The sequence below is a fragment of the Flexivirga aerilata genome (assembly GCF_013002715.1).
Classification (GTDB): Bacteria; Actinomycetota; Actinomycetes; order Actinomycetales; family Dermatophilaceae; genus Flexivirga; species Flexivirga aerilata.
Genome location: NZ_JABENB010000002.1, coordinates 163,172 through 176,144 on the forward strand (window position 1 = coordinate 163,172; position 12,973 = coordinate 176,144).

General features: G+C 69.2%; 13 protein-coding genes. 9 read left to right on the top strand and 4 right to left on the bottom strand.

What is annotated here, in order from left to right:
- Positions 1-72 precede the first annotated feature (72 nt).
- The 5 genes from HJ588_RS12615 to HJ588_RS12635 all read left to right on the top strand — a co-directional run bounded on the left by HJ588_RS12615 (position 73) and on the right by HJ588_RS12635 (position 5,831).
- A complete protein-coding gene (locus tag HJ588_RS12615) occupies positions 73-1,170 on the top strand; it encodes a BMP family lipoprotein (protein ID WP_343036706.1) in 1,098 nt (365 codons plus the stop codon).
- A gap of 107 nt (positions 1,171-1,277) precedes the next feature.
- Complete coding sequence (locus tag HJ588_RS12620) at positions 1,278-2,798, top strand: ATP-binding cassette domain-containing protein (RefSeq protein WP_171156105.1); 1,521 nt, start codon at positions 1,278-1,280, stop codon at positions 2,796-2,798.
- Entirely contained in the window at positions 2,795-4,102 is a 1,308-nt protein-coding gene (locus tag HJ588_RS12625) for an ABC transporter permease (protein ID WP_171156108.1), read from the top strand. The genes HJ588_RS12620 and HJ588_RS12625 overlap by 4 nt, the downstream gene beginning before the upstream one ends.
- Positions 4,099-5,415 (top strand): ABC transporter permease, encoded by a 1,317-nt coding sequence (locus HJ588_RS12630; protein WP_171156110.1) that lies wholly within the window; start codon positions 4,099-4,101, stop codon positions 5,413-5,415. The genes HJ588_RS12625 and HJ588_RS12630 overlap by 4 nt, the downstream gene beginning before the upstream one ends.
- 2 nt (positions 5,416-5,417) lie before the next feature.
- Entirely contained in the window at positions 5,418-5,831 is a 414-nt protein-coding gene (locus HJ588_RS12635; RefSeq protein WP_343036707.1) for a cytidine deaminase, read from the top strand.
- Positions 5,832-5,837: 6 nt separating this feature from the next.
- Here HJ588_RS12635 and HJ588_RS12640 read toward each other — a convergent pair whose 3' ends face one another.
- Together HJ588_RS12640 and HJ588_RS12645 are read right to left on the bottom strand one after the other, a co-directional pair.
- A complete protein-coding gene (locus tag HJ588_RS12640; protein WP_171156113.1) occupies positions 5,838-6,278 on the bottom strand; it encodes a hypothetical protein in 441 nt (146 codons plus the stop codon).
- Positions 6,279-6,388: 110 nt separating this feature from the next.
- Complete coding sequence (locus tag HJ588_RS12645) at positions 6,389-6,736, bottom strand: hypothetical protein (protein WP_171156116.1); 348 nt, start codon at positions 6,734-6,736, stop codon at positions 6,389-6,391.
- A 105-nt stretch (positions 6,737-6,841) separates the two neighbouring features.
- Between HJ588_RS12645 and HJ588_RS12650 the strand changes: the two genes are divergently transcribed.
- From HJ588_RS12650 to HJ588_RS12660, 3 genes are read left to right on the top strand one after another with little or no spacing between them, the layout of a single operon-like run.
- Entirely contained in the window at positions 6,842-8,125 is a 1,284-nt protein-coding gene (locus HJ588_RS12650; RefSeq protein ID WP_171156118.1) for a thymidine phosphorylase, read from the top strand.
- A gap of 4 nt (positions 8,126-8,129) precedes the next feature.
- Positions 8,130-8,486, top strand: a complete 357-nt coding sequence (locus HJ588_RS12655) for a cupin domain-containing protein (RefSeq protein WP_171156120.1) — start codon at positions 8,130-8,132, stop codon at positions 8,484-8,486.
- Positions 8,479-9,549, top strand: coding sequence for an adenosine deaminase (locus HJ588_RS12660; protein ID WP_171156122.1), 1,071 nt, complete (start codon positions 8,479-8,481; stop codon positions 9,547-9,549). Before HJ588_RS12655 ends, HJ588_RS12660 begins: the two co-directional genes overlap by 8 nt.
- A 12-nt stretch (positions 9,550-9,561) precedes the next feature.
- On the opposite strand, the gene HJ588_RS12665 is transcribed toward HJ588_RS12660, so the two are convergent.
- Positions 9,562-10,398, bottom strand: coding sequence for an RDD family protein (locus HJ588_RS12665; protein WP_246242428.1), 837 nt, complete (start codon positions 10,396-10,398; stop codon positions 9,562-9,564).
- A 22-nt stretch (positions 10,399-10,420) separates the two neighbouring features.
- Between HJ588_RS12665 and HJ588_RS12670 the strand changes: the two genes are divergently transcribed.
- Positions 10,421-11,416 carry a stage II sporulation protein M gene (locus tag HJ588_RS12670; RefSeq protein WP_171156124.1) on the top strand — a complete coding sequence of 332 codons (996 nt, stop codon included), beginning with the start codon at positions 10,421-10,423 and terminating at the stop codon, positions 11,414-11,416.
- A gap of 261 nt (positions 11,417-11,677) precedes the next feature.
- On the opposite strand, the gene HJ588_RS12675 is transcribed toward HJ588_RS12670, so the two are convergent.
- A complete protein-coding gene (locus HJ588_RS12675; protein ID WP_171156126.1) occupies positions 11,678-12,967 on the bottom strand; it encodes a DUF58 domain-containing protein in 1,290 nt (429 codons plus the stop codon).
- Positions 12,968-12,973 lie beyond the last annotated feature (6 nt).

Genomic DNA, 12,973 nt, shown 5'->3' on the forward strand with positions numbered 1-12,973 from the left:
AGCGGTCCGTCACACGGGCTCGGCAGCCCACCGGCAGCCGCGGCAACATTTGAACTAGACGAAGGAGACACCGTGCGTCCGGTGATCAAGATTGCGGCCGTGGGGGCCGTGGCGGCAATGGCACTGGCAGGGTGCGGCAGCAAGCCCGCCCAGAACTCCGGCGGGTCGGCCGCGGGCGGCAGCCAGGGCAGCGCGTCGGGCAAGAAGCTCAGCGCCTGCATGGTGCTGGACACCGGTGGCGTCGACGACAAGTCGTTCAACGAGAACTCCTGGGCCGGCATGCAGGCCGCCAGCAAGGCCAACCCGAACATCTCGGTGAAGTACGTGCCGTCCAACTCGGGCAGCGACTACACCCCCAACCTGACCAAATATGCGCAAGGCGGCTGCGACACCGTCGTCGGTGTCGGTGGCCTCATGGGCGATGCGATGAAGAAGGCCGCCCAGCAGTTCCCGAAGGTGCACTTCGCCGAGATCGACAACTCCGGCCAGGGCATGCCCAACATGTACGGCATCGAGTACAACACCGCGCAGGCCGGCTTCCTCGCCGGTTACCTCGCCGCGGGTATGACGAAGTCCGGCACCGTCGGCACCTGGGGCGGTCTGTCGATCCCGCCGGTGACGATCTACATGGACGGCTTCTGGGAGGGCGTCCAGTACTACAACAAGCAGAAGTCCAAGAGCGTCAAGGTGCTCGGCTGGAACGAGACCAACCAGAAGGGCGGCACCTTCTCCGGCTCGTTCACCGACCAGAACAAGGGCAAGTCGATCACCCAGGCGATGGTCAGCCAGGGCGCCGACATCGTCTTCCCGGTCGCCGGCGCGTCCGGCCTCGGCGCCGGTGCGGCAGCTGCCGCCTCGGGCGGCAAGCTCAACCTGATCTGGGTCGACACCGACGGTTGCGAGAGCGCCGCCAACTACTGCCAGTACTTCATCTCCAGCGCCACCAAGAACCTCTCCGGTGGTGTCGAGACCTACCTCAAGGCGGCCGCCGACGGCAGCTTCCCGACCGGCAACTACGTCGGCACCCTGAAGGACGACGGTGTCGGCCTCGCGCCCTACCACAACTTCGACGGCAAGGTCTCGGCCGAGCTGAAGAAGGAGATCGAGCAGGTCAAGGCCGACATCACCTCGGGCAAGATCAAGGTCACTTCGCCGAGCCAGCCGAAGTGATGTAGTGAGCAGGGTGGGCGCAGCGGTCGCTGCGCCCACCCTGCTGCCTGTTCTGTTTGACTTGACGGCAGGCGTGTAGGACGAAACCGCCCCGAGGAGGACGACCGGTGAAGCTCGAACTGCGTGGGATCACCAAGAGATTCGGCACATTCACGGCCAACGACCAGATCGACCTGGTCGTCGAGCCGGGTGAGATCCACGCACTGCTCGGCGAGAACGGCGCCGGCAAATCGACGCTGATGAACGTCCTCTACGGGCTCTACGAGCCGACTGCGGGCGAGATCCTCATCGACGACGTGCCGCAGCGCTTCTCCGGCCCGGGGGACGCGATGCGCGCCGGCATCGGCATGGTGCACCAGCACTTCATGCTCGTGCCCGTGCTCAGTGTCGCCGAGAACGTCATGCTCGGCGACGAATACACCCGCGCCGCAGGCATGTTGGATGAGAAGCGCGCCGAGAAGGTGGTGCGGCAGCTGTCGCAGGACTATCACCTGGAGGTCCACCCCGACGTGCTCGTGGAGGACCTGCCGGTCGGCATCCAGCAGCGCGTGGAGATCCTCAAGGCGCTCGCGCGCGACGCGAAGGTGCTCATCCTCGACGAGCCGACCGCCGTGCTGACGCCGCAGGAGACCGACCACCTCATGGACGTCATGCGCTCGCTCAAGGAGCGCGGCACGTCCATCGTCTTCATCAGCCACAAGCTGCGCGAGGTGCGCGCGATCGCCGACACGATCACGGTCATCCGCCGCGGCAAGGTCGTCGGCCAGGCGGAGCCGTCGGCCACCGCCGCCGAACTCGCCGCGCTGATGGTTGGCCGCCCGGTGCAGCTGCAGGTCGACAAGGCGGAGGCGCAGCCGGGCGAGACCGTGCTCGACATCGACAACCTGCGGGTGATGGCGCCGACCGGGCAGGTGCTGGTCGACGACGTGAGCCTGGAGGTCAAGGCCGGCGAGATCTACGCGATCGCCGGTGTGCAGGGCAACGGCCAGTCCGAACTCACCGAGGCGATCGTCGGCCTGGTCGAGCCCGCCGCCGGCACGATCCGGCTGGACGGGGCGGACATCACCGACTCCTCCACCGACGACATCCTCGCCCGCGGGGTCGGTTACGTGCCCGAGGACCGCATGCACGACGGCCTCGTCGGCAGCTTCAGCATCGCCGAGAACCTCGTCCTCGACACGTATGACGAGAAGCCCTTCGGCAGCGCAATCTCGTTGAACCTGGGCGCGATCGGCAAGAACGCGACCGAGCGCATCGAGGAGTTCGACGTGCGCACGCAAAGTGCCGATGCGGCCGCGTCCACCCTGTCGGGCGGTAACCAGCAGAAGGTGGTGCTGGCCCGGGAGATGTCCCGACCGCTCAAGCTGCTCGTGGTGTCCCAGCCGACCCGCGGCGTCGACGTCGGATCACAGGAATTCGTGCACAAGCGACTCGTCGCCGAACGCGACCAGGGCACCGCGGTGCTGCTGGTCAGCACCGAGCTCGACGAGGTCATCGGCCTCGCCGACCGGGTCGGGGTGATGTACGGCGGCAAGATCATCGGCGAACTCCCGCCCACCGCGTCGGCGGAGGAGTTCGGTCTGCTGATGGCTGGACAGGCCTCGACGGAAACCAAGGAGACAGCATGAGCACCGGCGGCGACGGGCCGGACTTGAGCAAGCGCGAACCCAAGGCCGAGGAGACCGGCGAGCAGTCGGCGGTGCAGGGCGACACCGAGCTGAAGCGCGCGGAGAGCGGCGACGACCGCACCCGCGAGACGATCACGCAGATCCTGCGCAGCGACCACCCCGCGGTGGTCACCGTGCTCGCGGTCATCTGCGCGATGATCGTCGGCGCGATCCTGATCATCGCCTCCGACGGCCCGACCCGCGACGCGATGAAGTACTTCACCGCCGCGCCGGCCGACACCTTCAACGCCGCCGGCTGGGCCGTCCGGGATGCCTACCTGGCGATCTTCCAGGGCGCGATCTACAACCCGAACGCCGGGCAGAAGCTGGCACCCATCTCCGAGACATTGGTCTACGCGACCCCGCTGATCCTCGCCGGTCTGTCGGTCACGCTCGCGTTCCGCGCCGGGTTGTTCAACATCGGCGCCCAGGGACAGATCCTGATGTCGGCGGCCCTCGCCGGCTACATCGGCTTCGCGTGGGACCTGCCCGCCGGCATCCACATCGTCGTGGCGATCGTCGGCGGCATCGTCGGTGGCGCGATCTGGGCCGCGCTCGCCGGCGTGCTCAAGGCGAAAACCGGTGCGCACGAGGTCATTACGACCATCATGCTCAACTACATCGCGGTGTTCTTCGTCAACTTCCTGCTCACCGAGACGTGGTTCCAGGCGCCGCCGTTCAGCCAGGCCGTCTCGCGCACGGTCGACGACAACGCGCAGTTCTGGCACCTGTTCGGCTCCGACCTGCGGGTGAACTTCTCCTTCGTCCTCGCCGTGCTCGCGACGGTGTTCGTCTGGTGGCTGCTGAAGTACGGCACGTTCGGCTTCCGGGTGCGCGCGGTCGGCGCCAACCAGGACGCCGCACGCACCGCCGGGATGAGTGTCTCCTCGACATACATCTGGGTGATGGTCGTGGTGGGCGCGCTCGCCGGACTCGCCGGTGTGTCGCAGATCCTCGGCAGCGCCAACAACTACCAGGTGACCGCGAGCGTCGACGGCGGCGTCGGGTTCACCGCGATCACCGTCGCGCTGCTCGGTCGCGGCACCGCGTGGGGCACGCTCTGGGCGGGTCTGCTCTTCGGCGCGCTGACCGCCGGCAGCGGGCAACTGCAGGCGTCGACGTCGACACCGCCCGACCTGGTGCAGGTGCTGCAGGCGCTCGTCGTCATCTTCATCGCCGCGCCCGGTCTGATCCGGTTGATCTTCCGGTTGCGCCGTAGCTCCGCAGGCGGTTCCGCCGTGCTCGCGAAGGGATGGAACGGATGAGCCAGCACTCCGTCGAACAGGTCGAGGTCGCGCCGGGCGAGGTCGTCACCCAGCGCCTGGTCGAGGTGCCGATGTCACCGTCCCGCCGCATCGGCATCGGTGCCGCGATCGTCGTCGTCGGCCTCGTCACCGCCGTCCTGCTCGGCAAGTCGGCCGGCTCGTCGTCGACCAAGTTCGACCTCAACGGCTCCGGCGCGGGCATCACCGTGCCGACCTTCTCGGTGCCCGGCACGGGCCTGATCATCGCCTGCGGCATCGTGATCATCGCGCTGGGCGCGGTGCAGATCGTGCGCGGCTTCGGCAAGCGGGCGCTGCGCTTCGTCGGCATCGCGGTCGCGCTGCTGTTCATCGTCGCGTTCCTCACCTGGGCCGGCACCGAGGGCAAGCAGTCGGTGCAGGTCGGCTCGCTGCTGCAGCAGACGCTCTTCCTCGCGACCCCGCTGATCCTCGGCTCGATGGCCGGCCTGATGTGCGAGAAGACCGGCGTCATCAACGTCGCGATCGAGGGGCAGATGCTCTTCGGCGCGTTCGCCGGTGCGCTCTTCGGCACCATCGCCAGCAACTGGTTCGGGCTGCTCGCGGCCGTCGTCATCGGCGGCCTGGCCGGTGCGCTGCTCGCGGTCTTCGCGATCAAGTTCACCGTCAACCAGGTGATCCTCGGCGTGGTCATCAACGCCTTCGCCCTCGGCCTCACCGGTTATCTCTATGACGCGGTCATGGCCAACGACGCCACCAGCACCAACCAGCCGTCGGTCTTCAACCCGATCAAGATCCCGCTGCTCGGCGACATCCCGGTCATCGGCTCGCTGCTGTTCAACCAGACGATCATCACCTACCTGATGTACGTCATCGTGATCGTCATCGACGTCATGCTGCTGCGGTCCCGGTGGGGCCTGCGCACCCGGGCGGTCGGTGAGCACCCGAAGGCCGCCGACACGGTCGGCATCAACGTGCTGCGGCTGCGCTACCGCAACGTCATCCTCGGCGGTTGCATCGCCGGCCTCGCCGGTGCCGCGCTCACGATCGGCTCGGTCGGGCAGTTCAACAAGAACATGACCTCCGGACAGGGCTTCATCGCGCTCGCGGCGCTCATCTTCGGCCGCTGGACACCGCGCGGCGCGCTCGGCGCGTCGATCTTCTTCGGCTTCGCCAGCGCCCTGCAGACCGCGCTGTCGCTGCTTGCGACCCCGGTCAAGATCGACTCCAACCTGCTGCAGATGCTGCCCTACCTGGCCACCATCTTCGCCGTCGCCGGACTCGTCGGGCGGGTGCGCGCACCCGCCGCCGACGGCGAGCCCTACGTGAAGGGCTGAGCGTGCCGGGAGATCGGGTGATCGACTGGGACGCGCTGACCGACACGGCGATCGAGGCGATGCGGACGGCGTACGCGCCATACAGCCACTTCCCGGTGGGGGTGGCCGGGCTGGTCGACGACGGCCGGGTCGTCTCCGGCTGCAACGTCGAGAACGCGGCGTATGGCGTGACGCTCTGTGCCGAGTGCGGCATGGTCAGCGAGCTGGTGCGTTCCGGCGGTGGCCGGCTGGTCGCGGTGTCCTGCGTCAACGCGCAGGGCGAGGCGCTGATGCCGTGCGGCCGATGCCGCCAATTGCTCTGGGAACACGGCGGACCCGAGTGTCAGCTGCGCACGCCGGAGGGCGTGTGGACAATGCAGCAGGTGCTGCCGCAGGCCTTCGGCACCGCCGACCTGGAGCACGTCGCCGGCGACTGACCGGCCTCAGCTCACGCTGGGCACGGCGCTGCCCGCGCCCCTCGCCAGGCACGTCGTGGTGGTCGAGGCGAGCGTGGCCGCGTCGAGCGGGTTGAGCTTGTCGATCTGCCCGGACTGCAGCGCTCGCAGCGTCGTGTCGGAGAACTTGTCGTAGCCGTCGTCGACGACGCAGTCGGCGACGTTGCTCATCAACGCCCGCGGGACACCCTTGCCGACGAAGTAGTCGTTGAGCCCGGTCTTCACCTGCTCCTTGGTGGGCTTGCCGGAGGCGGCCTCACCGGACCCCGTGCCCGGCGCGGCGGAGGGCTGCGACGACGGAGCGGCAGCACTCGAGGAGACCGGCGCCTTGTCCGCCGACGACGATCCGAAGCTGCAGCCGGTCAGGCCGACGGGCAGCACGAGCAGCACCGCGGCTGCGCCGAGCGAGGCGGGGGTGATCGAGCGCATGGGTGTTCTCACTTTCGCGGGACGTTCGTGACCGGCCGTTGGACGCAGCGGAGCCGGTGCCGGTTGCATCGCAGCCGGCACCGGCTCCGCCGGCGATGTCGGGACGGTCGTCAGCGGGCCGTCACCGTGGACTTGCAGCTGTCGGTGGCGTCGGTCAGCGTCTTCTCGTCCTTGGAGTCGATCTTCTCCGAGGTGTTGCCGCTCTTGATCGCGTTGAGCGTCTTGGCGCTGACCTTGTCGTAGCTCTTGTCGAAGATGCAGTCGGCGAGCTTGTTGAAGGTGGCGTCTGGCACCGAGGACGCCATGCTGCCGCCCTCCTTCTTGATCGCCTTGACGTAACCGGCCTTCACCTCGTCCTTGCTCGGCTTGCTGCCCCCGCCACTGCCGCCGCAGGCGCTGAGCGCGATCGGCATGCTGACCAGCATGGCGGCGGCCGCGGTGCGCGTGAAGATCTTCATGATGTTCCCCTCCTGGATGACGGTGCGTGGTGTGGATGTCGAGGCATCGATGGGACTGACGCACCGGCGTGACGACCGGTTCCCCTGCCCTGGCAAGATCCTTGCATGAGTGAGAAGTTCGACGCCGTCGACGTCATCCGCGCCAAGCGCGACAAGCAGCCGCTCGCCCCGGAGCAGATCGACTGGGTCATCGACGCCTACACCCGCGGCGTGGTCGCCGAGGAGCAGATGTCGGCCCTCGCGATGGCGATCCTGCTCAACGGGATGAGCCGGGACGAGATCTCCCGGTGGACCGCCGCGATGATCGCCTCCGGCGAGCGCATGGACTTCGGCTCGCTGTCCAGGCCGACCGCCGACAAGCATTCGACCGGCGGTGTCGGCGACAAGATCACCCTGCCGCTCGCGCCGCTCGTCGCCGTGTATGGCGTTGCGGTGCCTCAACTCTCGGGTCGCGGGCTGGGGCACACCGGCGGCACGCTGGACAAACTCGAGTCGGTCCCCGGCTGGCAGGCGAGCCTCTCCAACGAGGCGATGATGCGGCAGCTGGATGACGTCGGGGCGGTGATCTGTGCGGCCGGCTCCGGGCTGGCGCCGGCCGACAAGAAGCTCTACGCGCTGCGCGACGTCACCGGCACCGTCGAGGCGATCCCGCTGATCGCCAGCTCGATCATGAGCAAGAAGATCGCCGAGGGCACCGGCTCGCTGGTGCTCGACGTCAAGGTCGGCAGCGGCGCCTTCATGAAGTCCACCGCCGACGCGCGCGAACTCGCCCGCACGATGGTCGACCTCGGCACCGACGCCGGCGTGACCACGGTCGCGCTGCTCACCGACATGTCCACGCCCCTCGGTCTCACCGCGGGCAACGCGCTCGAGGTGCAGGAGTCGATCGACGTGCTCGCCGGGGGCGGTCCCGCCGACGTCGTCGAGCTGACCGTGACCCTCGCTCGCGAAATGCTCGCAGCCGCAGGCAAATCCGATGTCGACCCGGCAGAGGCTCTCCGCGACGGCCGCGCGATGGACGTATGGCGCAGGATGATCGCCGCGCAGGGCGGTGACGTCGATGCTCCGCTTCCGGTCGCCACCGAGCACGAGGTCATCACCGCCGACGAGAGCGGCGTGTTGCAGCGGCTCGACGCGCTCGCCGTCGGGGTCGCCGCGTGGCGGCTGGGGGCGGGCCGCGCCCGCAAGGAAGACCCGGTGCAGGCCGGGGCCGGCGTCGTCATACATGCCAAACCGGGGGAGCGAGTGACCGCGGGTCAGCCGCTGCTCACCCTGCACACCGACACGCCCGAGCGTTTCGCCCGGGCGGAGGAGGCGCTGCAAGGATCCTGGACGATCGGTGAATCCGTCGCAGACACAACGCCGTTGGTCATCGACCGGATAGCCTGAAGCAATGGTTGACCTCTATCCCGAGCCGGTGCGCATCCCGGTCCCCGGCGGCAAGATCATCGACGAGCACATCGGCCTGGCGAGCACCGGTGAGCAGCGCGTGAGTGTGGCGCACATGGTGGCGCCGGCGGGCTGGGACGAGCCGTTCCAGACCCCTGAGTTCGATGAGTTCACCGTCGTATTGCGCGGTCAGGTGATCGTCGAGCACGGCGACGGCGAACGCACCACGGTCGATGCGGGACAGAGCGTCAGGACGACGGCCGGCGAGCGCATCCGCTACTCGTGCGGACCGGCCGGCGCCGACTACCTGGCCGTGTGCCTGCCGGCGTTCAACCCCGAGACGGCGCACCGCGATGAGTGAGCAGGCCGTGATCCGCCCCGAGATCAAGGCGTTGCCGAAGGTGCTGCTGCACGATCACCTCGACGGGGGTCTGCGCCCGGCGACGATCGTCGAGCTGGCCGAACAGAACGGTTACGTGGGCCTGCCGACGACCGACCCCGAGGCGCTCGGCAGGTGGTTCCGCGAGGCCGCCGACTCCGGGTCGCTCGAGCGCTACCTGGAGACGTTCGACCACTCGGTCGCGGTCATGCAGACGGCGGACGCGCTGCGCAGGGTCGCCTCGGAGGCCGCCCAGGACCTGGCGGAGGACGGCGTCGTCTACGCCGAGATCCGCTATGCGCCCGAGCAGCATCTCGAGGGTGGGCTCACGCTCGAGCAGGTCGTCGAGGCGGTCAACGAGGGCTTCCGCGAGGGCGAAAGCGCCTCGGGCAACCGCATCGTCGTGCGCGCGCTGCTCACCGCGATGCGGCACGCGGCCAAGTCCACCGAGATCGCGCAGCTGGTGGTCCGCTACCGCGACCAGGGCGTCGCCGGCTTCGACATCGCCGGCGCGGAGGCGGGCTTCCCGCCCACGCGGCACCTCGACGCGTTCGAATACCTGCGCCGCGAGAATGCTCACTTCACCATCCACGCCGGTGAGGCGTTCGGCCTGCCGAGCATCTGGGAGGCGATCCAGTGGTGCGGCACCGAGCGACTCGGGCACGGCGTGCGCATCATGGACGACATCTCCACCGATGACGCGGGCGCCGACAAGCTGGGGCTGCTCGCGGCATACGTGCGCGACCGGCGCATCCCGCTCGAGATGTGCCCGTCGTCCAATCTGCAGACCGGAGCGGCGGATTCGATTGCGGCACACCCGATCACGCATCTGAAGGACCTGCGCTACCGGGTGACCATCAACACCGACAACCGGCTGATGAGCGGCACGTCGATGTCGCAGGAGATGCAACTGCTGGTCGACGAGGCCGGCTGGACCGTCGACGACCTGCGCTGGGCGACCATCAACGCGATGAAGTCGGCGTTCCTGCCCTTCGACGAGCGGCTGGCGATCATCGACGACGTGATCAAGCCGGGTTACGACTGACCGACCACGCGCTCAGAGCGCGTCGGGTGGCAGCAGCCGCGCGCGAATCCCGTTGTCCCGCCGCAGTTTCACGCCGTCGCGGGCGCTGCGCTCGGCCAGCACCGCGGAGAGGAAGTCCTCGGGGTTGGTGTGCGGCGGCGGTGGCGGCGACACCAGCGGCTGCACCTGGCCCAGCAGACTGTCGGTGAGGGTGGCCCGGGCGGCGGGGGAGAGGGTCCAGCGCCGGATCAGGAACTGCCGCACCGCGAGCGCGACCCCGTCGGGCAGCGGCGCGATGTCGGCACTCTGCGCCCACGCCCGCAGGTATGGCGGGGGCTGCGGCGGCGGCACGAGCTTCATGCCGGTCTGCTCGCGCACGACATACGTGCCGGCGGCCAGGTCGCCGAGGCGTTTGCTGCGGGCATTGCTCGCGGCGGCGACGAGCGCGGGGATGCCTTGCAGGGTCCAGATTTCGACGACCGCGAGCAGGCCGCGCACGAAGGCGTGCCGGAAGACGATCGGTCCGCCGTCGTCGCGCACGACCCGCAGTTTCATGATCAGCTTGCCGAGCGACCGGCCTCGGGTCAGTGTCTCGACCGTCACCGGGATCACCAGCAGGCAGAGCACCATCGAGAGCAGCACCAGGGTGCTGAACGTCGCGTCGCTGGCGCCGCCGGAGGCCAGGCTCAGCAGCAGGATCAGGCCCACGAAGAGCAGGACGTAGACGGCCCAGTCGATCACCGCGCCGACCACCCGGGTCGGAAGGGGCGCCGACGGCACGTCGATCAGCACGGCCTCGCCGGTGATCATCAGGTCCTTCTCGGCGCCGCGCAGCCGCCGGGGCGGTTGCTGCGTGCTCGGCGCGGACATGTCAGCACCATATATTGAGCCCGTGGACCTGGACGCTTACGTCATGGCGCATCACGCCGAGTGGGAGCGGTTGCGGGTGCTCGGCGCGCAACGACGGCTCACCGGCGCCCAGGCGGACGAGTTGCTGGATCTCTACCAGCGCGTCGCCACCCACCTGTCGGTGATTCGGTCCGCCGCGCCCGATCCGACTGTCGTGCAATACCTTTCGACGCTGCTCGCCAAGGCACGCACCGCGGCGCTCGGCCGGCGCACGGCCTCCTGGTCGTCGGTCGCCGACTTCGTGGTGCGGCAACTGCCGGCGGTGCTCTACCGGGCGCGGTGGTGGTGGATCGGTGCTGCCGCGGCCAGCATCCTGGCCGCGTTCGTGATGGGGGCGTGGATCGCCCGCAACCCCGACGTGCAGACGTCCTTCGTCTCACCGGAGCAGGCGAAGAAGCTGGTGAACGGCGACTTCCGCGACTACTACTCCGAATACGCCGCCACCGACTTCGCGGCCCGGGTGTGGACCAACAACGTCTGGGTCGCCGCGCTCTGCATCGCCTTCGGGGTGCTCGGCGCACCCGTCGTCTACCTGCTCTGGCAGAACGTCGTCAACGTCGCCATCTCCGGCGGCATCATGGTGTCCTACGGCCACGGGGGAGAGTTCTTCGGACTCATCCTGCCGCACGGAATCCTCGAGTTGACAGCGGTTTTCGTCGCAGCCGGCGCCGGGCTGCGACTGTTCTGGTCCTGGGTGGAGCCCGGTGCGCGCACCCGCTCCGACTCCCTCGCGCACGAGGGCCGCGCGACGGTGATCGTGGCGATCGGTCTGGTCGGCGTGTTGCTCGTCAGCGGCATCATCGAGGCGTTCGTGACGCCGTCGCCGATGCCGACCTGGGCGCGGATCGGCATCGGCATACTCGCCGAGATCGCCTTCCTCGCCTACGTTTTCGTGCTCGGCCGCCGTGCCGCACTGGCCGGTGAGACCGGCGATGTCGGACAGGTCGATCAGGCGGCGGTGCGGCCGGTCAGCGCCTGACCGGCGCGGGTCGGCGCGGCGGGGTGGCGTGCAGAAGTCGCGACGGTTGCGGGGTGTGCACGCGGGGCTGGTTGCTCGTCTCGTAAGCGCCCGTGACGTTAGCCGCACTCCCGCTTACGAGTAGCGCGGGGCTGGTTGCTCGTCTCGTAAGCGCCCGTGACGTTAGCCGCACTCCCGCTTACGAGATGCGTGGCGGCGTGCAGAAGTCGCGACGGTTGCGGGCTGTGCACAGGCTGCGCACGTCGGGCCGTGCGCGCCGACCTACAACAGCCCGCGGCTCTTGAGCAGCAGGTAGTGGTCGACGAGCGCGACCGGGAGCTTGTCCGGTGGCTCGTCGAGCACGGTGACGCCGAGGCGTTCGAGAGCCTCGCGAGTGCGGCCGCGGAGCAACTCGGTGCGTTCGGCGGCGGCGGCGTCATACACCTCGGCGGCGTTGTCCCGCTGCCCCGTCATCGCCCGCACGCTCGGGTCGGCGACCGACGCGACGACGACCCGGTGGCGACTCGCCAGGGTCGCGAGGACCGGGAGCAGTCCCTCCGCGATCGCCGCGGGTTCGAGCGGCGTGACCAGCACGACGAGCGATCGGTTGCGGGGCAGGCCGGTGCCGACCAGATGCGACCAATCCGCTTCCACGAGAGCGGGTTCGAGAGGTGCCATGGCGGTCACCAGGGCATGCAGCAACTCCGCCCGGTCGGTGATGCCGGACACCCGGGCGCGCACGCGCCGGTCACCGGCGAGGAACTGCACCTTGTCACCCGCACGGGAGGCGAGCGCCCCGAGCAGCAGCGTGGCATCCATGCCGGCGTCGAGCCGGGTGAGATCCCCGATGCGGCCGGCGGAGGTGCGGGAGGTGTCGAGCACGACGACGATGCGGCGATCCCGCTCGGGCTGCCAGGTGCGCACCACCGGGTGCTGCCGCCGGGCGGTCGCCCGCCAGTCGATGCTGCGAACGTCGTCCCCGTCGACATAGTCGCGCAGAGAGTCGAACTCGGTGCCCTGGCCGCGCACGCGCACCGCGGAGCGACCGTCGAGCTGCTGCAGCTGCGCCAGCTTGCTCGGCAGGTGGCGACGCGACGGGAAGCCCGGCAACACGCGCACGCTGCCCGGGACCGGCGTCGACCGCTGCCGCTGCGCAAGCCCGAGCGGCCCGGCCGAGCGCACGGTCAGCAGGTCGGTACGACGATCGCCGCGTCGGGTCGGGGTCAGGGTGGTGGTCAGCCGGGCCTGTTCGCCCGGCGGCAGACGCAGCGCCATACGCTCGCCGACCGCGCCGGCAGAGGGCGGCCACGCGTCGCGCACGGCCCCGCGAAACGTGCGGTCGCCGGTGTTGCGCACCAGCAGTTCGCTCGACGTGGACTCGCCGAGGCGGACCTGCCCGGTCGGAACCCGTGTCGGCAGTAGTGATTTCGTCGACGGCGCGAGCCACAGGTCGATGCCGACCAGCGCGGCCACGAGCAGCAGCCACCAGAAGACCGTCCACAGCCCCGGGTGGATGACGACCGCGACGAAGCCGACCGCGGCGAGCAGCGCGGTGCGACCGGTCAACCTCATCGGCGA

Excerpts from the sequence above, each read along its gene's own strand:
- HJ588_RS12645 (WP_171156116.1), bottom strand. The coding sequence starts at position 6,736 with ATGAAGATCTTCACGCGCACCGCGGCCGCCGCCATGCTGGTCAGCATG.
- HJ588_RS12665 (WP_246242428.1), bottom strand. The coding sequence starts at position 10,398 with ATGTCCGCGCCGAGCACGCAGCAACCGCCCCGGCGGCTGCGCGGCGCC.
- HJ588_RS12660 (WP_171156122.1), top strand. The coding sequence starts at position 8,479 with ATGAGTGAGCAGGCCGTGATCCGCCCCGAGATCAAGGCGTTGCCGAAG.
- HJ588_RS12640 (WP_171156113.1), bottom strand. The coding sequence starts at position 6,278 with ATGCGCTCGATCACCCCCGCCTCGCTCGGCGCAGCCGCGGTGCTGCTC.
- HJ588_RS12630 (WP_171156110.1), top strand. The coding sequence starts at position 4,099 with ATGAGCCAGCACTCCGTCGAACAGGTCGAGGTCGCGCCGGGCGAGGTC.
- HJ588_RS12625 (WP_171156108.1), top strand. The coding sequence starts at position 2,795 with ATGAGCACCGGCGGCGACGGGCCGGACTTGAGCAAGCGCGAACCCAAG.
- HJ588_RS12650 (WP_171156118.1), top strand. The coding sequence starts at position 6,842 with ATGAGTGAGAAGTTCGACGCCGTCGACGTCATCCGCGCCAAGCGCGAC.
- HJ588_RS12675 (WP_171156126.1), bottom strand. The coding sequence starts at position 12,967 with ATGAGGTTGACCGGTCGCACCGCGCTGCTCGCCGCGGTCGGCTTCGTC.
- HJ588_RS12655 (WP_171156120.1), top strand. The coding sequence starts at position 8,130 with ATGGTTGACCTCTATCCCGAGCCGGTGCGCATCCCGGTCCCCGGCGGC.